Source organism: Stakelama saccharophila, from assembly GCF_032229225.1.
GTDB lineage: Bacteria > Pseudomonadota > Alphaproteobacteria > Sphingomonadales > Sphingomonadaceae > Sphingomonas > Sphingomonas saccharophila.
Genome location: NZ_CP135076.1, coordinates 462,253 through 483,299, shown reverse-complemented (window position 1 = coordinate 483,299; position 21,047 = coordinate 462,253). Strand labels below are relative to the sequence as shown.

Sequence of the window (21,047 nt, the reverse complement as noted above, 5' to 3'; positions counted from 1 at the left end):
GTCAGCCGGCGGCCTCGCGCCGTTCGACGAGGTAGAGATGCTCGCAGGCAAGCACCGTCTCGCCGCGCTGGTTCTGGATATCGACCTTTTCGACGACGACGCCGTGGCCGGTCCGCTTGGGATGATCGCGCTTCTCGGCGATGGTGGTGATGGTGCGGATGGTGTCGCCGATATGGACCGGCCGGATGAAGCGCATCCGATCATAGCCATAGGACATGGCGCGCGGGTTGATCGTGGTGGCGGTCAGCCCGATGCCGACCGAGAAGATCAGCGTGCCGTGCGCGATGCGCTGACCGATATCCTGTGTCGCGCACCATTGGGCGTCGACATGATGCGGGAAGTAATCGCCGGTATGGCCGGCATGGACGACGAAATCGGTCTCGGTGATCGTGCGGCCGAAGCTTTCGCGCCGCGATCCGATCTCATATTCCTCGAAAAACTGCTCGGCGATCATGGCGCTGCTCCTTCATCAAGTTCGCGCTCGATCGCAGTTCGGTCGGCGCCCAGGCGCGGCGCAGCGCGATCGCTGGTGAGGATCTCGCCGTCGATCCGTATGGGGCAACGCGTCAGCGTCAGCGCCGCGCCGTCGGGCGAACGCACCGGCTGGGTTGCTTGCAGCGCATCGAAAGCAGGCTCGGCGCGCAGGGCCGGCCAGTCCAGCACCGGCGCCGCCCATATCCCGGCGGGTTCGAGCAATGCCAGCCAGTGCGCCGTGGCCTCGCCCGCCAGCCGGTCGCGGATCAGCGCCTTGATCGCATCGCGTTCGGCAAACCAGCGACCGGGCGGAAAATCGCCGAGCGCATCGATCCCGAGCAATTCGCCCAGCCGGTCGACCGGCGCCATCGCCAGCGCCAGCCATCCGTCGGCGGTGGGATAGACGCCATAGGGCGCGGCGAGATAGACGTTCGCGTTGGCCACCTGGCTGCGCGCCGGCATCGGCTCTTCGCGGTTGAGATGCACCGACAGATGCTCGAACTGCAGGTCGATCGCCGTTTCCATCAGGCTGACATCGGCACGTCCGCCCGCGCCCGTCACGCCGCGACGCACCAGCAGCGCAAGAATGCCCTGGCACAGATGCGCGCCGGCCATCATGTCGGTTATGGAAAGCCCGGCGGGCACCGGCGGGCCATCGCCATCGCCCGACAGCCAGGCGATACCGGACAGCGACTGGACGAGCAGATCCTGTCCCGGCCGGTCGCGCCACGGCCCGTCCGGGCCGTAACCGCTGACGCCTGCATAGACGAGGCGCGGGTTGAGCGCCTGCACCGCGCCCCAGCCAAGGCCGAGCCGATCCATGACGCCGGGGCGGAAATTGTGGATGAGGACATCGGCCCGCGCGACGAGGCGCCTGACCGCATCGAGGTCGGCCGCGTCCTTCAGGTCGGCGGTAAAGCTCTGCTTGCCGCGATTGATCGCGTGGAACAGCGCGCTGTCTTCGTCAAAGGCAAGATCGGCAAGATAGAGGCGGCGGCTGGAATCCCCGCCCTGCGGCCGCTCGATCTTCACCACGCGCGCGCCGAGATCGGCAAGCCTGAGCGCACAGGACGGCCCGGCCAGAAACTGGCTGAAATCCAGAACCAGCAGGCCATCCAAAGGACGCTTGCCGGCCTGTTCGCCTATGCCATTATTCGCTTCGGTCGGCACGGAGCCGCCCCTCCTCAATTAATCATCTTATATGATGTTTCTTCACAAACGCTATGAGGCGGGTTAGACCGAGTCAACTGGTTTCGGGGCCACACCCGACGGAGGAGGGAGACGGACGATGCGCGGAATGACATGGGACCATTCGCGCGGCTATGACCCGCTGGCGGCGGCGTCGCGGCTGTGGGAGGCGCGCACCGGCCAGGCGATTCGCTGGGATCGCCGTTCGCTTCAGGATTTCGAAAGCTATCCCGTCGACGAACTCGCCCGCGCCTATGATCTGATCGTGATCGACCATCCTCATGTCGGACAGGTGGCGAAGGAAGGGTGTCTGCTCCCCTTCGACCACGGACTGGACGCCATCGCGAAAGGATCCGTGGGCGGATCGTTCGAAAGCTATTTCTGGCAAGGGCGGCAATGGGCGCTTCCCATCGACGCGGCGGCGCAGGTCCAGGCATGGGTTCCCGCGCGGCGCGATGCGCCCGTCACCGGCTGGGGCGAACTCGCGGCCCTGGCGAAGCGGGGCGGGCTGGCCCTGCCGCTGCGTCCGCCGCATTCGCTGATGAGCCTGTTCACCCTGTGCGGGCTTTCGGGCATTCCGCTGACCGTCGAAGGGCCGGACCTGTTTCCCGCGCAGGCGGAAGAGGCCGCCGCGCTTCTCGCCGAGCTTTCCGCCGCGGTGGATCCGGCGATGTTCACCATGGACCCGATCGCGGTGCTCGAGGCTATGGCCGATTCCGCCGCCGCGCTGGAAGTCGCACCCCTCGTCTATGGCTATGTCAGCTATGCCGCCGACGGGTTTCGCGACACCCGGATCGCCTTTGCCGACATTCCCGCCATCGGCGCGACCGGCCCGTCCGGCTCCGCGCTTGGCGGCACGGGCATCGCGGTGTCGGCATATGCGGACGATCCGGAAGCCGCTGCCGACTTCGCCCGCTGGGTAGCGAGCGGCGCGGTGCAGCGCGACCTGTTCGCCACCCATGGCGGTCAGCCCGCCCATGGCGATGCGTGGGAGGCCGACAGCGTCAACGCGCCGGTGGCGGATTTCTACCGCGCGACCCGGAAAACGCTGGATCGTGCCTGGCTGCGCCCGCGCCATGACGGCTATATGGGTTTCCAGCACGATGCCTCCGAACGCCTCAACCGGGGGCTGAAGGCGGGCGAGGAACCGGCCTCGATCATCGCCGCGCTCAATACCCGGTTTCGGGAAAGCCTGTGACCGAATTCCTCGACCTTCCGCTTTCGGGGCTGCTCGTCCTCGACATGGCGCAGTTTCTGTCGGGGCCTTCCGCGGCGCTCCGGCTGGCGGACATGGGCGCGCGCGTCATCAAGATCGAACGGCCGGGCAGCGGCGACATCTGCCGTTCGCTCTATCTCAGCGACACCGATATCGCGGGGGATTCGACGCTGTTCCACGCGATCAACCGCAACAAGGAAAGCCTCGCCGCCAATCTGAAGGACCCCGCAGACCATGCGCGGGTGATGCGGCTGATCGGCCATGCCGACATCGTCATCCAGAATTTCCGCCCCGGCGTCGCCGACCGGCTCGGCTTCGGTCCCGCAACCTTGGTCGAAACCTATCCCGAGCTGATCGTCGGATCGATCTCCGGCTATGGCGAGGACGGTCCGTGGGCCGACCTGCCGGGACAGGACCTCCTGACCCAGGCATTGTCGGGCGCGATGTGGCTGAACGGCGATGCCGGTGACGGGCCGGTGCCGACCGGCCTTTCGGTCGCAGACATGCTCGCGGGCCATGTGCTGGTCGAAGGGCTGCTCGCCGCGCTGGTTCGGCGCGGACGCAGCGGCCGGGGCGCCGTCGTCGCCACAAGCCTGCTGGAGGCGATGACCGATTTCCAGTTCGAGGTGCTGACCACCCATCTCAACGACGGGGGCCGCCTGCCGCAACGCGCGGCGCACAACAATGCGCACGCCTATCTGGGTGCGCCTTACGGGGTCTATCGCACCGCCGATGGCTGGCTCGCGCTCGCGATGACGCCGCTCGACAAGCTCGCGCCGCTGCTCGCCCTGCAGTTTCCGCCCGAGGCCGCGGCGTCCGGCGGCTTTGCGGGGCGCGACGCGATCAAAGCCGCGATCGCCGAGCGGCTGGCGGAGGATACGACCGATCACTGGTTCGAACGGCTGCGCGCGCACGACATCTGGTGCGCCCCGGTCCTCGACTGGCCCGCGCTGCTGCAAAGCGAGGCGTTTCGCAGGCTCGACATGCTGCAACGGGTGACGCGCGGCGGCGCCGGCGTTGCCACCACGCGGGCGCCGTGGCGGATGGACGGGCAACGGCCGGGCCGGGCACGCGGAGCGCCCGCGGTCGGCGAACATGGCGCTGATATCCGGGCGGAGTTCGCGCTCGATCGACGAGAGATTTAGGGGAGAGGAAACAATGCCGAGCAAGAGCACGACCGTCCGCCGCTTGGCGGCCAGCGTAGCATTATGTGCGCTGTACTTCGCACCGCCCGCGCTCCACGCGCAGGATGCCGGGGACGCGGCGCAATCCTCTCCCGACGTGCAGGACTTCCGGCAACCGCCGCACGCCACCCGCCCCGACACGCTGTATTTCTGGATGAACGGCAATGTCACCCGCGAGGGGATCGACGCCGACCTGGAGGCGATGCGCGATGCCGGGCTGGGCGGCCTGCTCGTCTTCGACGGCAGCAACGACATCCCGAAGGGACCGGTCGATTATCTGTCGCCGCACTGGCTGGACCTGATGACCCACATGATGCGCAAGGCCGATTCGCTTGGCCTGCGCATGGGCATGCAGAACGCACCCGGCTGGTCGTCGAGCGGCGGTCCGTGGATCAGCCCCGCCCAGTCGATGCAGCAGCTTGTATGGACGGAAACCACCGTCGACGGCGGCAAGCGCGTTCGCGCCCAACTCCCCCGCCCCTATGCCAAGCGGGACTATTACGAGGATTCGGCGATCATAGCCTTCCCCGCCTCGAAGGGGGACGAAAGCTTCTACCGCGATCAGGTGGCGCAGATGCGCATAGGGGACACGCCGCTCGCCAAGAACATGCTGACCGATCGCGACCTGCACAGCAGCGTCGAGGCCGGACCGGACGCGCCGCTCGTCATCACCATGAAGCGCCCGTTCGGCGCGCAGGCCGTCACGCTCTATGCCGAAAAGGAGGCACCCGCCTTTTCCGCCACGGTCGAGGCATCCGACGACGGCAGGAACTGGCGCGCGGTGGCCCGGGTGTCGGTCGGCGTGGAGCGCGGCATTGAAAGCCCCGGCACGGCCAATTTCGACGAAAGCACCGCTCGATATTTCCGCATCACGCCGAGCGCGCCGGTAAGGCTGGCCGAGGCGCTGCTCTACGCCACGCCGCGCATCCCCGACTGGGATGTGAAGGCCGAACAGGATTTCGACGCCGGCACGGGCGATGAACACCACCCGGACGATGTGATGGCCCGCTATGCCATCGATCCCACGACGGTGATCGACATCAGCGACAAGGTCGACGCCTCCGGCCGACTCGACTGGCGAGCGCCCGCGGGTCGCTGGACGATCCTTCGCATGGGCCACACCACCACCGGCAAGATCAACGTCGCGGCATCGGATTCGGGCCGCGGACTGGAAGTCGACAAGCTCGACGCCGAAGCCGTGAACTACCAGTTCGACCAGAGCGTGGCGAAGGTGGTGAAGGCCGCCGGCCCGCTCGCGGGCACTGCGTTCGACACGCTGGAAATCGACAGTTACGAGGCCGGGCTGCAGAATTGGACGAAGAAGCTGCCCGCCGACTTCGCCGCGCGTAACGATTATGCGATAACCAGATGGCTGCCCGCGCTGACCGGGCGAATCGTCGGCGATGTCGAGCAATCCGACCGATTCCTGTTCGATTTCCGCCGCACGCTCGCCGAGTTGATGGCGGACAATTATTATGGCGAGATGGAAAAGCGCGCCAATGCGGCGGGGCTGAAATTCATGGTCGAAGCCTATGGCCCCGGCCCGTTCGACGAGCTTCAGGTCGCGGGCCGGGTGCAGGTCCCGATGACCGAATTCTGGACGCGCACCCCCTGGACCGACAACCGCACGGTAAAGATGGTCTCCTCCGCCGCCCATGTGTACGGCAAGAACCTGATCACCGCCGAAGCCTTTACCGGTGAAGCACAAACCAGCCGCTGGTCGGACTATCCCTATGCGCTCAAGGCGCTGGGTGACCTGATGTATGCCAAGGGCTTCAACCAGATCTATTTCCACCGTTTCGCGCATCAGCCCAATCCCAATGTCGTGCCGGGCATGACGATGGGGCCGTGGGGCATGAATATGGATCGCACCAACACCTGGTTTTCAAAGGCCCGGCCCTGGCTCGATACGCTCGCGCGCAGCCAGTACATGCTGCGCCAGGGCCGCTATGTGGCGGACGTGCTGTATTTCGTCGGGGAGAACAGCCCGAACCAGGCGGAATATGTCCGGCCCGAGGTGTCGCCCGACACCAGTCCGCTGCTCGCCACCTATCTCGAACCCGAAATGCCGCGCGGCTACAAATACGACCTCGTCAACGCCGAGGTGCTGTTGAAGCGCGCGCGGATCGAAAACGGCCGCATCGTGCTGCCCGACGGGGCTTCGTACCGAATGCTGGTCCTGCCGGACAAGCTCGAATCGATGACACCGACGCTGGCGAAGCGGCTGCGGGACATGGTAGAAAAGGGCATGGTGCTGCTCGGCCCCAGGCCGGCGCACCAGCCGACGTTGCGCGGCGGCGAGGCTGCCGATGCGCAGTTCGAACGGGCGACCGCCGCGCTCTGGGGCGAGGCGGCCAAGGGCCCCATGCGAAAGGTCGGCAAGGGCCGGGTCTATGCCGACGGCGAGATCGGCGCGGTCCTGTCGGATATCGGCGCCGGCCCCGATGCCATCTGCAACACCGCCTCTCCCGATGGAAAGGTCGTCTGGCTGCACCGCGAACTCGCCGACGGCGACAGCTATTTCGTCGCCAATCGCCAGCGGCGCAATGAAACGGTGACCTGCGACTTTCGCGTTGCGGGCAAGGCGCCCGAATTGTGGGACCCGGAAACCGGCACGACCAGCTCGCCCGCGGTGTATGACATGGAGGGCGGGCGCACGCGCGTTTCCTTCACCCTGTCTCCGGTCGGCTCGACCTTCGTCACCTTCCGCAAGCCGGCGGAAAAGCGGATCGAATGGGCGGCGCATGACGGCGAACGCTTCATTGATGCGAAGGCGGCGGCCCCGGCCAGGGCGGCCTCGCCGTCCGACACCTTCACCCTGTCGGTGTGGGCGAAGCCCGATATTGACCTGCGCCTGATGCCGCAGGAAGGCACCGAGGGACATATCAACGAGACCGGCAAGAACTATCTGATCCCCGCCCGGTCGGGCCGCGACATACATGGCGAGGGCACGGCCGTTGCCGGGCTGGCCGTCGGGCGCAACGGCGCCTTCGTGATCGAGCGGGTCTCGCCCGATACCGTCCCCGCCGTGCTGGTGTCGCACCAGCCGATCAGCGGATGGACGCATTTCGCGGTCGTGTACGACCACGGCACGCCAACGCTGTACATCAACGGCAAGAAGGCGAAGACGGGGCTGAAGAGCGGACGCACGGTCTTTGCCGGCGGCAGTGACGCGCCGTCATGGTCCGGCTTCACCTATTTTTTCGAAGGCAACAACGGTCCGATCCGTACCGAGGATCGGGCGCTGAGCGCCGGAGAAATCGCAAGGCTCGCGGCCAAGGGGCCGCCACCGCCGCCGGTCAGCGCGGCGCCGGCCGACCTGACCATCGACGCCGACGGCGCGGTGCACGCACGCGTCTGGCAGGCGGGCGATTACCGGCTGAGCGACGGATCCCGCTTCTCGGCCGACGTGCCCGCACCGAAGGTCGTTTCCGGTCCATGGCGGGTGACGTTCGAACGGGATCGCGGCGCGCCCGACGCCGTCACGCTGAACAAGCTGGAATCGCTCAGCCACAATGCCGATCCGGCGATCCGCCATTTCAGCGGCACCGCCACCTATAGCCGCGATATCGACGTTCCCGCCGCGGCGTTGCAACGCGGGCGGCGTGTCTATCTGGACCTTGGCCGGGTCGAGGTGCTGGCCGATGTAACGGTGAACGGCAAGGATCTGGGCCAGGTCTGGAAGGAGCCCTACCGCGTCGACATCACCGATGCCGTTCATGCCGGCGCCAATGCCGTGTCGGTCGCGGTGACGACGCTTTGGCCCAATCGCATGATCGGCGACGCGCGGAAGCCGGATCCCGATGCCGGAAACTATGTCGATGGCGAATGGCCGGTGGGCGAGACGTTCAACGCCGACGGCAAGAAGACGGGCGATGTGATGGCGCAAAAGATCACCGAGCTTCCCGACTGGTATCGGGAGGGCGAACCGAAGCCCGACAATGGCCGCGTGACCTTCACTCCGTGGAAATTCTTCTCCGCCGACGACCCGCTGCTCGATTCAGGACTGCTCGGGCCGGTCCGGCTGGTCTTCGCGCAGGAAAGGACAATCCGCTGAAAGGCGGCGGGGCGCTGTCCGAGCGGCGCCCCGCCTCTCTCAGCGATAGACGCGGATCAGGTAGCTGGTGGTCGCTTGCTCACCTATCGGCAGTTCCCAGCCATTTTCCAGCAGCCGCGCCTTGATCGGCGCCATCGGCTGCGACGCGCCGTCCAGCGGGGTCGCGGTAATGTCGACGACGCCGACAAGGTCGCGAAACTGCAGCCAGCCGGCCACCGGCTCGATCATCGACGGGGCGCTGCCCCACTCGCGCGACACGCTGCGCCGCGCGTTCCAGGTCATGCCGCTATTCTTCACCCGTGCCGTGGTGGTGAGCAGCAGCCGGTCGGAATGATCGATCGGCTTGCCGTCGAGCGAGGACAGGGTGATCGCGGCGAAGGGCGTCGCGATGTCGGCGGTCAGGTTGGTCGTACGCGCGCCCGTCTGGCGGACGTGCCCGACAAGCGCCTGGGTCCGCTGCGTATCGACCGTGACCACGCCGTCCCGCCCGTCATCGACCGACCAGCGCAGTTCGCCGGTATCCGACACGATCGGCATCGTGCGTCCGGGCGTTGCGGCCGCTTTCGCCTCGCAGTCGAGGCAGGCGATGCGCGTTTCGTGCACCAGCGGCAGAAGGGGCGGATAGCCGGGGGTGAAGGCGGGCATCGCCGACATGGGCATGCGCATCTGTTCGATCACCTGGTCCGTGGAATAGCTGCGCGTCACCGTCCGCTTCGCCGCCGCCACGTCGCCGCGCAGGAAGATCATCGCGCCGACCGGCAGTTGCGCGATCTTGGTCGGGTGCTGGGTCATGTCGAAATGATCGCCGACCAGCCCCTTCCATCCGTCCTTCTTCTTGGTTTCGAAGGTGTAGAAGAAGATCTCGTCCCAGTCCTGGAACGCGGCATAGGAGGCGAGGATCGGGATGAACTCCGCGTCATATTCGTGCGGAAAAGGCTCGTTCGCCTCGCTCACAGCGAACGGCTTTCCTGCCATCGCGGTGCGCGACAAGCGTTGGAGGATCGATCCTTCGGGATCGTTCACCATCGGCGTGTTGCGCTTTCCGAAGATCGCCGGATGCTGCCAATAGACATGGGCGTCGATCACATCGGCATGCTGCGTCGAGCGCAGCAGCGGCTGACCGGGAATGAAATAGCTGTGATCGGCGGTATCAACGATCGGCGCCTTCACCCCAAGCGCCTCGCGCAGGAAATCGTGCATGTCGGCGAAGAAGCCGCGCTCCACATCGGTCAGGAACTGCGCCTCGCTGTGAAAGCGCAGCTTCGATGCCGCCCCGAATTGCTGGCGGCGCATCAGAGGTACGGGGGCGCCGGAGGCGACCCCCGCCTCCTGCCGCATCGCGTCGATCTCTGCCGGCGTGCGATGCGCGGCCAGCCAGTCGTTATAGTTTGCGGTGAGTAGCGCATGGTAGCGCGGGGTGATGTCGAGCTGATGCCGCGGCTTTCCCGCCTCCCGCTCGCCGCGCAGCCAGTTGCGTATCCAGAATTCGAGCAGCGAGTTTTCGTTGACGATCTCCACCGTCGATACGGCCGGGTCATCGGCATAGCGCAGCCCCGTATAGGCGTTGCGGTGGTCCAGAAGCTTGCGGGCATATTCCTTCTGCCGCGCGATCAGTTCGGGAACGAAATAGGCATAGCCCTTCGCGACCCATAGCAGATCGGCCTGCGGCACGTCGTCGCCCGGCTTCCACGTATGGCCGACCAGAAGGTTGATGTTGACATAGATGCCCTTCGCCTTGAGCCGGGAGAAGAAATAATCGAGCCGGTCGAGCTGCTCGGCATCGAAATGGCCGGTGTCGGGCCGGTCCGATTCGATCAGCCCGCGCGGCATCTGCACCACCGGCTCCAGGTCACCGGTCGGCCCGCGCTCCTTCTCTATCAGGTGCGTTCGATCGGGCATGTCGAGAAAATGGAGGCGCACGCAATTGACGCCCAGCCGCGCCAGTTCGGCGGCGAATATGTCCGCCTCTTCATGCGCGGGAATCTCCTCCGACCCCGGCGTCCAGCCCGTCAGGTTGACGCCCCAGCATTTCAGCCGCGTGCCGTCGTCGAAATAGAGATGCCCCTCGCGCGCCCGGACAAAACCATGCTTGCCCGCCGGCGCATCGAGCAGAAAGCGCGCATCGGCCGCCGAGTCCCGACGCGCGAAGTGGTCGATGACGAACGGCGCCCAGCCGGGATCATATTCTTTCTGGGGCGGGTTGCCCGCCATCTCCTGGGCCTGCACCGTGCCGACGAGCATCGCCGGCGCGACAAGCGCGCTCCACCATTTCATAGACCCCTCCATCCTCTACCTTGCCCGGTCGGCGAACGATCAGATCGGTTTTCGACCAATTTCGCCGCTCGACCGGCGGCTTCCCGATTGACATCGTGTTCGGAATAAATAGTACTATTATATATAGAGAATGAAAGAGGGGTTGCGCGGTTGGCTTTATCAAAGATCCGGTCCGTGCGCGCGCTCGTGGGGCGTGGCGGCGGCGCCGACTATCACGATCAGTCCGGCGGACACTGGATCGATGATCACATCGCCACGCCGATGGCGCGCTATCCCGAATATCGCGAAAGCCGACAGAGCTTCGGCATCAACGTACTCGGCACGCTGGTCGTCGAGATCGAGGCGGAAGACGGCACCACCGGGTTCGCGGTGACCACCGGCGGCGTTCCGGCCGCCTATATCGTCGAGCATCACCTCGCCCGCTTCCTGATCGGCCGCGACCCGGCCGAGTTCGAGAAGATCTGGGACCAGATGTATTTCTCGACCCAATATTACGGTCGCAAGGGACTGGTCATCAACGCGATTTCAGGCGTCGACCTGGCGCTGTGGGACCTTCTGGGCAAGCTGCGCGGGGAACCGGTCCATGCGCTGCTGGGCGGCGCGGTGCGCGACGAATTGCAATTCTACGCCACCGGCGCGCGGCCGGACCTCGCCAAGGAGCTTGGTTTTGTCGGTGGAAAGATGCCGCTGCACCACGGACCGGCGGAGGGTGAAGAAGGCCTTGCCCGGAATCTTGCTGGTATCGGTGAGATGCGTTCGCGCGTCGGCAAGGATTTCTGGCTGATGCTCGATTGCTGGATGTCGCTCGACGTCAGCTATGCAACGCGGCTGGCGACGCGCGCATGGAACGAGTTCGGCCTGAAATGGATCGAGGAGGCGATCAGCCCCGACGATTATTGGGGCTATGCCGAACTGCGCCGCAACGTGCCGCGCGGCATGCTGGTCACCACCGGCGAGCATGAGGCGACCCGCTGGGGCTTTCGCATGCTGTTCGAAATGGAATGCTGCGACATCATCCAGCCCGATATCGGCTGGTGCGGCGGGCTTACCGAACTCTTGAAGATTTCGGCGCTTGCCGATGCGCACAGCAAGCTGGTGGTGCCGCACGGATCGTCGGTCTACAGCTACCATTTCGTGTGCACGCGCCACAATTCGCCGTTCGCAGAATTCCTGATGATGCATCCCGACGCCAGTGCGGTGGTGCCGATGTTCCACCCACTATTGCAGAACGAGCCGGTTCCCGAGCAGGGACGGCTGCGTATCTCGGCGCTCGACAAACCGGGCTTCGGCGTGGAGTTGAACCCGGACGTCGCCTTGGACCGCCCTTTCCCCAATTGAGGATTTTTCGATGAAGATTTGCCGCTATGGCCCGAAGGGCAGCGAGAAGCCCGGCCTGATCGACGCCGAGGGCAGGATACGCGACCTGTCGGGTATCCTTGCCGATATCACCGCCGACACGCTTGGCGCCGATACGCTGACGCGCATTGCCGGCGCCGATACCGCCTCGCTGCCGCTGGTCGAGGGTGAGCCGCGTTATGGCGCGCCGGTCGCCAATCCGGGCAAGTTCATCGCCATCGGCCTGAACTATGCCGACCATGCCGCCGAATCGAACCTGCCGATCCCGGAGGAGCCGGTGGTGTTCAACAAATGGTCGAACTGCATCCAGGGCCCGAACGACCCCGTCGTGATCCCGCGCGATTCGAAGAAGACCGATTGGGAAGTCGAGCTGGGCGTCATCATCGGCAAGCGTGCAAGCTATGTCGAGGAAGCCGACGCGCTCGATCATGTCGCTGGCTATTGCGTAATCAACGACGTGTCCGAACGCCATTGGCAACAGGAACGCGGGCCGACCTGGGACAAGGGCAAGGGCTTTCCGACCTTCGGCCCCGTCGGCCCATGGCTGGTCACCGCCGACGAGGTGGGCGACCCGCAAAAGCTGTCCATGTGGCTCGACGTGAACGGCAAGCGCATGCAGGACGGGTCGAGCGAGACGATGATCTTCACCGTGGCGCAGATCGTCGCTTATTGTTCGCAGTTCATGACGCTGGAACCCGGCGACATCATCACCACCGGCACCCCGCCGGGCGTCGGCCTGGGCCAGAAGCCCGAACCCTGGTATCTGAAGCCGGGCGACGTGGTCGAACTGGGCATCGAAAAGCTGGGGCAACAGCGCCAGGAATTCGTCGCATGGAGCCGTGAGGCGCTGTCATGAGCAGTTATGCCGAACGGTTCGCCGGGCGCACGGCCATCGTCGCGGGCGGGGCGTCCGGCCTCGGCCGCGCGGTCGCTGCGCGCATTACCGCAGAAGGCGGAAAGGTCGCGTTGTGGGACCTGAACGAGGATGCGCTTATCGAGGCGAAGTCGGCCGTCGGCGGCGTCCACACGGCAGCGCTGGACATCGCCGACCCGCAGGCCGTGGCGCGCGCGGCGGACGAGACGGCGAAAGTGCTCGGGCGCGTCGACGTGTTGGTCGTGTCGGCCGGCATCACCGGCGCGACCGCCGAGGTTCAGGACTATCCGATCGACAGTTGGCAGCGCGTCATCGACATCAATCTCAACGGACTGTTCTACTGCAATCGCGCGGTGATCCCGCACATGCTGAAGAACGGCTATGGCCGCATCGTCAACGTGTCTTCGGTCGCGGGCAAGGAGGGCAATCCCAATGCCAGCGCCTATTCCGCGTCAAAGGCCGGCGTGATCGGCTTTACCAAGTCATTGGGCAAGGAACTGGCGACGAAGGGCGTCATCGCCAACAGCCTGACGCCCGCCACTTTCGAAAGTCCGATCCTGGAGCAACTTCCCGAAAGCCAGGTCGATTACATGCGCTCCAAGATCCCGATGGGACGCCTCGGCGAGGTCGACGAAAACGCGGCGATGATCTGCTTCATGGCGAGCGAGGAATGCAGCTTCACCACCGCCGCCACCTTTGACACCTCGGGCGGGCGGACCACCTTCTGATGCCGAAGCCGTCGCGCTTCATCGACGCTCATGTCCATCTGTGGGAACTGGACCGTCTGTCCTATCCCTGGCTGGCGCCGCCCTTTTCGGACGACGGGCCCAATGGCAGTGTCGAGAGGATCGCGAAGGATTATCGCCTCGGCGATTATCTGCACGATGCCGACGGCTGGAACGTCGCCGGCATCGTCCATATCGAAGCGGGTGCCGACCCGAGCGACGCGCTGGCGGAAACTCGCTGGATACAGGCGATGGCCGATGCGCAGTCGCTACCCGTCGCGATCGTGGCGCAGGCCGCGCTGGACGATCCCGACCTGGACGCGAAGCTCGCCGCCCATTCCCGGCACCGCTCGGTTCGCGGTATCCGGCACATCGTCAACTGGCACCCCGATGCGCAGCGCACCTATTGCCCGCGCGACGTGACCGGCGATGCGGCATGGCAGCATGGCTTCGGCCTGTTGTCGAAACACGGCCTTTCCTTCGACCTGCAATGCTACCCCGCCCAGATGCCGGGGATCGCCCGACTGGCCGAACGGCACCCGCAGATCCCGGTGATCGTGAACCACATGGGCATGATGGTGCCGACCGACACGCACGGCCTGGAGGAATGGCGTACAGGAATGCGCGCCATCGCCGCCCTTCCGGCCGGCGCGGTGAAGATTTCGGGGATGGGCTTTGCCTATCGCCCATGGTCGATCGAGCAGGTCCGCCCGCTGGTGCTGGAAACCATCGACATGTTCGGCATCGATCGCTGCATGTTCGCGAGCAATTTCCCCACCGACAAGCTGTTCGGCAGCTTCGATCAGCACCTGTCGGCCTATGACGCGATCACCGACGAGTTCGACGAGGATGAGCGGGACCGCCTGTTCGCCGCGAATGCGGAGCGCATCTACCGGATCAAATAAGCGCGGCCAAAAACAACGACCCCGCCGCAGGAGAGGAAAGAACGATGATCAACCCGCTTATCGGCGTGGTTTTCCACTGGATCGGCGGGCTGGCCTCCGCGAGCTTCTATGTGCCCTATCGCGGGGTGCGACGCTGGTCCTGGGAAGTTTTCTGGATCACCGGCGGCTTGTTCAGTTGGATCATCGCGCCGTGGTTGTTCGCACTGCTTCAGACGCACGACCTGTTCGGCGTTCTGGCGAACGCCCCGGCCCGCACCTGGTTCTGGTGCGCGTTCTTCGGCTTTCTATGGGGCTTTGGCGGGCTCACATACGGGCTTGCCGTGCGCTATCTCGGCATATCGCTGGGCACGTCCGTGGCGCTGGGACTGACGGCGGCGTTCGGCACGCTGATCCCGCCCATCGTCAGCGGCGAGTTCTTCACCTCGCTGCTTCCTTCCACCGGCGGGCAGATCGTGCTTGCCGGCGTGCTGGTGGCGCTGGCCGGCATCGCGGTGATCGGTCTTGCCGGACATGCCAAGGAAAAGCATCAGGCCGACGGACGCGCGCCGGGCAGCACCGAGCGCGACTTCAAGCGCGGCATGGTCGTCGCGATATTCTCGGGCATCATGTCGGCCTGCTTCGCTTATGGCCTGGCCGCGGGTGAACCCATCCGGCAGGCGACCGTCGCGGCCGGCACCGACCCGTTGATGCAGGGCCTTCCCGTATTGTGCGTCGTGCTGCTGGGCGGCTTTGCCACCAATGCTATGTGGTGCGCCTATCTGATCGCCAGGAACCGCAGCGCGGGGCAGTTTACCGGCGCTGCCGCGATCGACGAAAACGGAGCGCCGGCAGAGGGGCGCAGTCCGCTGCTGCGCAATTACCTGCTGTCCGCGCTGGGCGGGACGATGTGGTATTTCCAGTTCTTCTTCTACACCATGGGCGAAAGCCAGATGGGCAGGTACGGCTTTTCGAGCTGGACGATCCACATGGCCAGCATCATCATTTTCGCCACGCTGTGGGGCATCGGCCTGAAGGAATGGAGGGGATCGGGCAGCCGCGCCAAATCCCTCCTCGCCATCGGCCTTGCCATTCTGATCGGCTCCACCGTCGTGATCGGATGGGGCAACGCGATCTCTTCCGGTTCGGTGTGACACTATCGCCGCGCCGGAGGCGGCGCGAACCAGCGGCAAAATGGGGAGAGGAATAATGCCGTCGATCAATCGCCGCCGGTTTCTGGGCGCCGGTGCGGCCGGCGCCGCCGCGGGCGCGACATTGTCCGCGACGCGCGCGACCGCACGGGCTTCGGGCGGCCTGACCGTCACCGACCTGCGAGCGGAAAACACGGTGGAGTTGCTGGGAACCGATGTCACCCGCCCGCGCCTGTCCTGGCGGCTGGAGGGTGACGAGCGCGGGATCGTTCAGAAAAGCTACCGTATTCGCGCCGCTTCGACGCGCGAAAAGCTTGCGGCGGGCGAGGCCGATCTATGGGACAGCGAACCGGTCGCGTCCGCCGCGAGCATCGACATCGCCTATGGCGGTCCGCCGCTGCGTTCCATGCAGCGCGTCTGGTGGACGGTCGAGATCACCGACGAACGCGGCCGGCGCGCCGCAGCCGATCCGAGCTGGTTCGAGGGCGGGCTGCTCGATGAGGCCGACTGGCAGGCCGACTGGATCGTCGCCGAGGACGCGCAGGCACAAGCCGACCGTCAGGCCGGGCTGCAATGGATCTGGTCGCAAAAGGCGATCGACGGGCGACCGCACGCCTTCCGCCTGGATTTCGACGCCCCGGGAGACCTCCAATCCGCCGACCTGCTGGTTTCGGGAAAGGACGATTTGCTGGGCGTCTGGGTCAATGGCGAACCCATGCGGATGGAGGGAAAGACATATTGGGGCACGCTCACCCCCTTCCCGGCGAATTTTCGCGCCGGACGCAACTGCGTATGCGTGCTCGTGTCGGCGGAAACCGAGGGCTTCTTCCCCGTCGATGGCGGCGCGATGGCGGCGCTGATCCGGCTGCATCAGCGCGGCGGCGCGGTCGAGCGCCTGGTGAGCGGGTCGCGCTGGCGCGTCATGCCCGACCCCGGCAAAGGCTGGACCGCCGCCGATTTCGACGCCTCCGCCTGGCCGCACGCGCAGCGATCCGGCTCCAACGCGCAGAACGATCCGCGCCCCAGCGAACCGGCGCTGCTGCTTCGCACCGGCTTTCGCCCGAAGCGCAAGGTGGTCGGCGCGCGCCTTTATGCCACGGCGCTGGGCGCCTATGACGCGCGTATCAATGGCAAGCGGATTTCGCGCGCAAAGCTTGCGCCCGAGATCACGGTGTCGCGCGACCATATCCTCTACCAGACCTATGACGTCACTGATCTGGTGCGCGAAGGCGAGAATGCGCTGGGCGTCGTGGTCGGCGACGGCTGGTATGCCGGGGCCTATGGCTGGCGGCTGGAGCGCTACAGCTTCGGCCCCGCGCCGCGCCGCCTCCGATTGCAGCTCAGGCTCGATTATGACGACGGCGCCAGCGACTGGGTGACGACCGGCCCCGACTGGCGGATCGGCCCCACCCCCGTGCTGATGTCCGACATATATGCGGGCGAGACGTTCGATGCGCGCTTGCGCACGCCGGGTTGGGACGTGCCGGGCTTTGACGAGGCGCAGTGGCCCAGGGTGAAATCGGGCGAGGCGCCCGCCACCCGGCTGGTCGCGCAGGCGAGCCCGCGCCTCGAACCCATGCGCGCGCTCAAAGCCGTCGCGGTGACACAGCCGCACCCCGGCGTGCACGTCCTCGATTTCGGACAGAATTTCGCCGGCTGGGCGCGCGTTTCCGCCAGGGGGGAGGCGGGCGCGACCATCGCGATGAAATTCGCCGAAATCCTGAACGATGACGGCACGGTCGACCAGTCCAATCTGCGCGGCGCGCGCGCAACCGATTATTTCACCCTGCGCGGCGATGCCGAGGGGGAGAGCTTCGAGCCGCATTTCACCTATCACGGCTTTCGCTACATTCAGATCGAAGGCTATCCGGGCGATTTCTCCGCCGAAGCCGTCGAAGCGCAGGTGGTGCACAGCGCATGCCGCGAGACGGGGCTGGTCCGCTTCGACAATCCGCTGCTGCAAAAGGTGTGGCACAATACGCTGTGGAGCCAGCGCTCCAACTTCTTCGCAGTGCCCACCGACTGTCCCCAACGCGACGAGCGTATGGGATGGATGGGCGATATTCAGGTGTTCGCCGACGCCGCGGCGTTCAATATGGAGGTCGATCCCTTTCTCCGCCGCTTCCTGGGCGAAGTACGCGCGGCGCAGCGCAAGGACGGCGGCTATCCGATCGTCGTACCGCAGCCGCTATCCTATCCCGACGTGGTAACCGCCGGCTGGAGCGAGGCGGGCATCATCCTGCCCTGGACGCTGTGGCAGCGTTATGGCGACACCGCCGTCATCGATACCAACTGGCGGGCGATGACCGCATGGATGGATTTCGTCGCGCGCGACAATCCCGACCATATATGGCGCAACGATCGCGGCCTCGACCTTGGCGACTGGCTGTCGGTCGATGCCAAACAGCCCGATGACGAGACGACGCCGCGCATCCTGTGCGCGACCGCCTATTGGGCCTATTGCGCGCAGTTGATGGCCGACATGGCCGCCGCCAGCGGCAGGATGGACGACGCACGGCGCTATACCGTGCTGCGCCGGGCGATCGGACGCGCGTATGCCAAGCAGTTCGTGCCCCCCGACGGCGTTGCCGGAAACGGGAGCCAGACGAGCCAGGTGCTCTCGCTGCATTTCGGCCTGGTGCCCGACGCGCTTCGGGCAAGGGCAGCAGCGGTATTGGCGGACGATATCCGGCGGCGCGGCATGAAATTGTCAACCGGCTTTCTGGGCACGCCCTATCTCCTCGACGCGCTCGCCGATACCGGGCGGCTGGAAGAGGTGGCGGGCCTGTTGCTGCAGACCGGCTATCCCTCCTGGGGCTATATGCCCAGCGGCGGTGCGACGACGATCTGGGAACGCTGGAACGGCGATGTCGGCGATGTGTCGATGAACAGCTATAACCATTATGCGCTGGGCGCGGTGGTGGGCTTTCACTATCGCCGGCTTGCGGGAATCGCCCCCGGCGCGCCCGGTTTCCGCCGGATCGCGGTCCGCCCGCTCTACCTTCCGACGATCGGCGATGTATCGGCCGTGTACGATTCGTGCATGGGTCGGATCGAAACCGCGGTACGCGGCAAGGACGGGGCGATGACCGCGCTCGACCTGACGGTGCCGCCAAACACGGCGGCCGATGTCGAACTGCCGCCGGGCCGCTGGACAGAGAGCGGACGCGCCCTGGCCGGACATGACGATATGCGCGACTACGCCGCCGGGCGCGACACGGTGCGTTTCACCGTCGGATCGGGCAGCTACGCCTTTCGCGCCTGAACAAGCGCGGGCGGCATCGGCCCGCCCGTCGCCCAGTCCAGCAGTTCGACCGTGTGAACCAGCGGCGTGTCGGTATATTGCGCGATCTGGGCCATGCAGCCGATATTGCCGGTCGCGATCGCGCGCGGGCGCCCTGTATCGAGCGCCGCCGCCTTGCGCGCGCCTAGCTGACTGGCGATGGCGGGCTGCAAAATATTGTAGGTGCCGGCCGACCCGCAACACAGATGCGCCTCCCACGGGAGCATCACCACGAAGCCCGCGTGTTCCAGCAAGGCTTTGGGCATGTCGCGCACCCGCTGACCGTGCTGCAGCGAACAAGCGGGATGATAGGCGACCACCGGGGCATCGTCCCCCAGCACGCCGTCGGGCAGCCCAAGCTCGGCGACAAGCTCGGTCACGTCGCGCACCCGCGCCGATATCCGCTGCGCCGCTTCGACATATCGCGCATCGCTTCGCAGCAAATGGCCGTAATCCTTCAATACGCTGCCGCATCCCGATGCAGTGACGACGATGGTATCGACTCCTGCGGCGATGGCACGGCTCCACGCATCGACATTGGCGCGGGCGAAATCCTCCGCCCGCTCACCCTGCCCCAGATGCTGCGGCATCGCTCCGCAGCATCCGGCGCCCGATACCGTCACGATTTCGCAGCCCATCCGCTCCAGCAACCGCCGCGCCGTCGCCTGCACATGCGCGCCCATCACCGGCTCCACGCACCCCTCCAGCATCGCGACGCGGCGCCGCACCGGCGCAGTCCGGCAAGCGCGGTACGCAGGCACGGGCGGCGGACGGCGCGACAGGCGCAGCATCGCGGCAAGCGGGCGAAGCGCTTCCCATCGTTCCATAACCGGGGCGAGCGGACGCACCATCCTGCCCAGCCGGGCGGCCGTCGCGAAACGCCGCCGATAGGGCAGGATCGCCGCCAGCATACCGCGCAGCATCCGGTCGCCGAGCGGCCGGCGATAGGTCGCCTCGATATAGCTTCGCGCATGGTCGACCAGCCGGCGATAGCTGACGCCCGAGGGGCAGGTCGTTTCACATGCCAGGCAGGAAAGGCAGCGATCGACATGAGTCACCACCTCTCGCGTCGGCGTCTCACCGCGCTCCAGCATCTCCTTCATCAGCGTGATCCGCCCACGCGGGCTGTCCAGCTCGTCGCCGAGCAGGACATAAGTGGGGCATGTCGCGGTGCAGAAGCCGCAATGCACGCAGCGCCGGATAACGGTTTCGGATTCGTGCGTCGTCGGATCGGCAAGCTGCTCGGGGGAAAAGCGCGTCTGCATCAATGGTTCCAGGGATCGAGGCCGGGGTTCAACAGGCGATGCGGATCGAAAGCGTCGCGAATCCGCTCGCTCGTCGTTCGGGTCACCGTATCGGGCAGCGGCGCCGGCGTATCGCTGACACCGCGCACCAGCCGCGCATGGCCACCCATTTCGGCGGCAAGTCGATACACCATCGTCGCTGCCGCGTGTTCACCGCCCAGCCACACCCGCGCACCGCCCCAGTCGATCAGCGCGGCGAAGCCTTCCGCCATCATTCGCGCGGCAAAGGCGACGCCGGCCGTGGCGGGAAGCGATGTTCGCCAGAGCGTCGGTGTTTTCCGCAGTAGCGCGACCTGCGCCACGCCGCGCCACAATCCGGCGCTCTCTTCCGCCTCGATCCGCTCGACACGGTCGGCGCCGATCATCGTCGCCACGGCATCGAACCGCGCATCGACCGAGGGACGAAATCCTTCGAGACGCAGCAACAGGCGCCCGGCCTGCCAGGCAGCACAGGAAATACCGGCGGGATGGCGCATCGCGCGGTGCATGACCGGTTCCGCTTCCATGCAGGAAGCCTTCACCACCATGCTCGCCTCGAATCGCGGCGCGGGCAACACGCGCAGGGTCAGCGTGTCGAAAACGCCCAGCGTGCCCCGGCTGCCGGTGAACAGCTTGGGCAGGTCGAAGCCGGTCACGTTCTTCACCACGCGCCCGCCCGCCTTGAACGCCTCTCCCCTGCCCGACACGGCGGTAAAGCCGAGCAGATGGTCGCGCGTCGCCCCCGCCGTTACGCGACGCGGGCCGGCATTGCCGGTCGCGACGACGCCACCGACGGTCGCGCCGGCCGCACGCCCGTCGCGCACCAATCCGGCATCGACAGGATCGAAGGCAAGCATCTGCCGGCGCTCCGCCAGCAGCGCCTCGACCTCGGAAAGCGGCGTTCCGGCGCGCACCGTCAGGACCAGCTCCTCGGGATCGTAATCGAGGACGCCGCGATGCGCCGACAGGTCGGCGTGCACATCGGCATCGCCCCGCCACCCCGTCGAGCCGCCGCCGCGCACCGCGATGGTGCGCCGCGCCTCCACATGTTCGCGGATCGCAATGGTCAGCGCCTCGCTGTTTTCGGGGCGGATCACCATC

The 21,047-nt window shown here is 66.2% G+C and carries 14 protein-coding genes; 9 read left to right on the top strand and 5 right to left on the bottom strand.

Annotated features, from left to right (window positions below):
- Nucleotide 1 precedes the first annotated feature (1 nt).
- Complete coding sequence (locus RPR59_RS02205; protein ID WP_313916221.1) at nucleotides 2-454, bottom strand: MaoC/PaaZ C-terminal domain-containing protein; 453 nt, start codon at nucleotides 452-454, stop codon at nucleotides 2-4.
- Nucleotides 451-1,644, bottom strand: coding sequence for a CaiB/BaiF CoA transferase family protein (locus tag RPR59_RS02200; RefSeq protein ID WP_313916219.1), 1,194 nt, complete (start codon nucleotides 1,642-1,644; stop codon nucleotides 451-453). The genes RPR59_RS02205 and RPR59_RS02200 overlap by 4 nt, the downstream gene beginning before the upstream one ends.
- A 118-nt stretch (nucleotides 1,645-1,762) precedes the next feature.
- Between RPR59_RS02200 and RPR59_RS02195 the strand changes: the two genes are divergently transcribed.
- The 3 genes from RPR59_RS02195 to RPR59_RS02185 are packed head-to-tail and all read left to right on the top strand — an operon-like array spanning nucleotide 1,763 to nucleotide 8,119.
- Nucleotides 1,763-2,860 (top strand): extracellular solute-binding protein, encoded by a 1,098-nt coding sequence (locus tag RPR59_RS02195; protein ID WP_313916217.1) that lies wholly within the window; start codon nucleotides 1,763-1,765, stop codon nucleotides 2,858-2,860.
- Complete coding sequence (locus tag RPR59_RS02190) at nucleotides 2,857-4,023, top strand: CaiB/BaiF CoA transferase family protein (RefSeq protein ID WP_313916216.1); 1,167 nt, start codon at nucleotides 2,857-2,859, stop codon at nucleotides 4,021-4,023. Before RPR59_RS02195 ends, RPR59_RS02190 begins: the two co-directional genes overlap by 4 nt.
- Nucleotides 4,024-4,036: 13 nt before the next feature.
- A complete protein-coding gene (locus RPR59_RS02185) occupies nucleotides 4,037-8,119 on the top strand; it encodes a glycosyl hydrolase (RefSeq protein WP_313916214.1) in 4,083 nt (1,360 codons plus the stop codon).
- A 39-nt stretch (nucleotides 8,120-8,158) separates the two neighbouring features.
- Here the strand turns inward: RPR59_RS02185 and RPR59_RS02180 are convergent, their stop codons facing one another.
- A complete protein-coding gene (locus RPR59_RS02180; protein WP_313916212.1) occupies nucleotides 8,159-10,393 on the bottom strand; it encodes a hypothetical protein in 2,235 nt (744 codons plus the stop codon).
- Nucleotides 10,394-10,543: 150 nt separating this feature from the next.
- Between RPR59_RS02180 and rhmD the strand changes: the two genes are divergently transcribed.
- Genes rhmD through RPR59_RS02150 form a run of 6 tightly spaced genes read left to right on the top strand, consistent with a single transcriptional unit; the run spans nucleotide 10,544 to nucleotide 18,645 of the window.
- The gene (gene rhmD, locus RPR59_RS02175; protein WP_313916209.1) at nucleotides 10,544-11,731 is read left to right on the top strand and encodes an L-rhamnonate dehydratase; all 1,188 of its coding nucleotides are present in this window, start codon (nucleotides 10,544-10,546) and stop codon (nucleotides 11,729-11,731) included.
- A gap of 10 nt (nucleotides 11,732-11,741) precedes the next feature.
- Nucleotides 11,742-12,605, top strand: a complete 864-nt coding sequence (locus tag RPR59_RS02170; RefSeq protein ID WP_313916207.1) for a fumarylacetoacetate hydrolase family protein — start codon at nucleotides 11,742-11,744, stop codon at nucleotides 12,603-12,605.
- Nucleotides 12,602-13,351, top strand: coding sequence for an SDR family NAD(P)-dependent oxidoreductase (locus tag RPR59_RS02165; protein WP_313916205.1), 750 nt, complete (start codon nucleotides 12,602-12,604; stop codon nucleotides 13,349-13,351). Before RPR59_RS02170 ends, RPR59_RS02165 begins: the two co-directional genes overlap by 4 nt.
- Nucleotides 13,351-14,253, top strand: coding sequence for an amidohydrolase family protein (locus RPR59_RS02160; protein ID WP_313916204.1), 903 nt, complete (start codon nucleotides 13,351-13,353; stop codon nucleotides 14,251-14,253). The genes RPR59_RS02165 and RPR59_RS02160 overlap by 1 nt, the downstream gene beginning before the upstream one ends.
- A gap of 44 nt (nucleotides 14,254-14,297) precedes the next feature.
- The gene (gene rhaT / locus RPR59_RS02155) at nucleotides 14,298-15,383 is read left to right on the top strand and encodes an L-rhamnose/proton symporter RhaT (protein ID WP_313916202.1); all 1,086 of its coding nucleotides are present in this window, start codon (nucleotides 14,298-14,300) and stop codon (nucleotides 15,381-15,383) included.
- A 55-nt stretch (nucleotides 15,384-15,438) separates the two neighbouring features.
- Nucleotides 15,439-18,645 carry an alpha-L-rhamnosidase gene (locus RPR59_RS02150; RefSeq protein ID WP_313916199.1) on the top strand — a complete coding sequence of 1,069 codons (3,207 nt, stop codon included), beginning with the start codon at nucleotides 15,439-15,441 and terminating at the stop codon, nucleotides 18,643-18,645.
- Here RPR59_RS02150 and glcF read toward each other — a convergent pair.
- Both glcF and glcE read right to left on the bottom strand, forming a co-directional pair.
- Entirely contained in the window at nucleotides 18,627-19,928 is a 1,302-nt protein-coding gene (gene glcF / locus RPR59_RS02145; protein WP_313916197.1) for a glycolate oxidase subunit GlcF, read from the bottom strand. The two genes, RPR59_RS02150 and glcF, sit on opposite strands and share 19 nt — an antisense overlap.
- Nucleotides 19,928-21,043, bottom strand: coding sequence for a glycolate oxidase subunit GlcE (gene glcE, locus RPR59_RS02140; RefSeq protein ID WP_313916195.1), 1,116 nt, complete (start codon nucleotides 21,041-21,043; stop codon nucleotides 19,928-19,930). The genes glcF and glcE overlap by 1 nt, the downstream gene beginning before the upstream one ends.
- Nucleotides 21,044-21,047 lie beyond the last annotated feature (4 nt).

Coding starts and splice junctions, on each gene's coding strand:
- RPR59_RS02205 (WP_313916221.1), bottom strand. CDS start 454: ATGATCGCCGAGCAGTTTTTCGAGGAATATGAGATCGGATCGCGGCGC.
- RPR59_RS02195 (WP_313916217.1), top strand. CDS start 1,763: ATGCGCGGAATGACATGGGACCATTCGCGCGGCTATGACCCGCTGGCG.
- RPR59_RS02185 (WP_313916214.1), top strand. CDS start 4,037: ATGCCGAGCAAGAGCACGACCGTCCGCCGCTTGGCGGCCAGCGTAGCA.
- RPR59_RS02180 (WP_313916212.1), bottom strand. CDS start 10,393: ATGAAATGGTGGAGCGCGCTTGTCGCGCCGGCGATGCTCGTCGGCACG.
- RPR59_RS02170 (WP_313916207.1), top strand. CDS start 11,742: ATGAAGATTTGCCGCTATGGCCCGAAGGGCAGCGAGAAGCCCGGCCTG.
- RPR59_RS02165 (WP_313916205.1), top strand. CDS start 12,602: ATGAGCAGTTATGCCGAACGGTTCGCCGGGCGCACGGCCATCGTCGCG.
- RPR59_RS02160 (WP_313916204.1), top strand. CDS start 13,351: ATGCCGAAGCCGTCGCGCTTCATCGACGCTCATGTCCATCTGTGGGAA.
- rhaT (WP_313916202.1), top strand. CDS start 14,298: ATGATCAACCCGCTTATCGGCGTGGTTTTCCACTGGATCGGCGGGCTG.
- RPR59_RS02150 (WP_313916199.1), top strand. CDS start 15,439: ATGCCGTCGATCAATCGCCGCCGGTTTCTGGGCGCCGGTGCGGCCGGC.
- glcF (WP_313916197.1), bottom strand. CDS start 19,928: ATGCAGACGCGCTTTTCCCCCGAGCAGCTTGCCGATCCGACGACGCAC.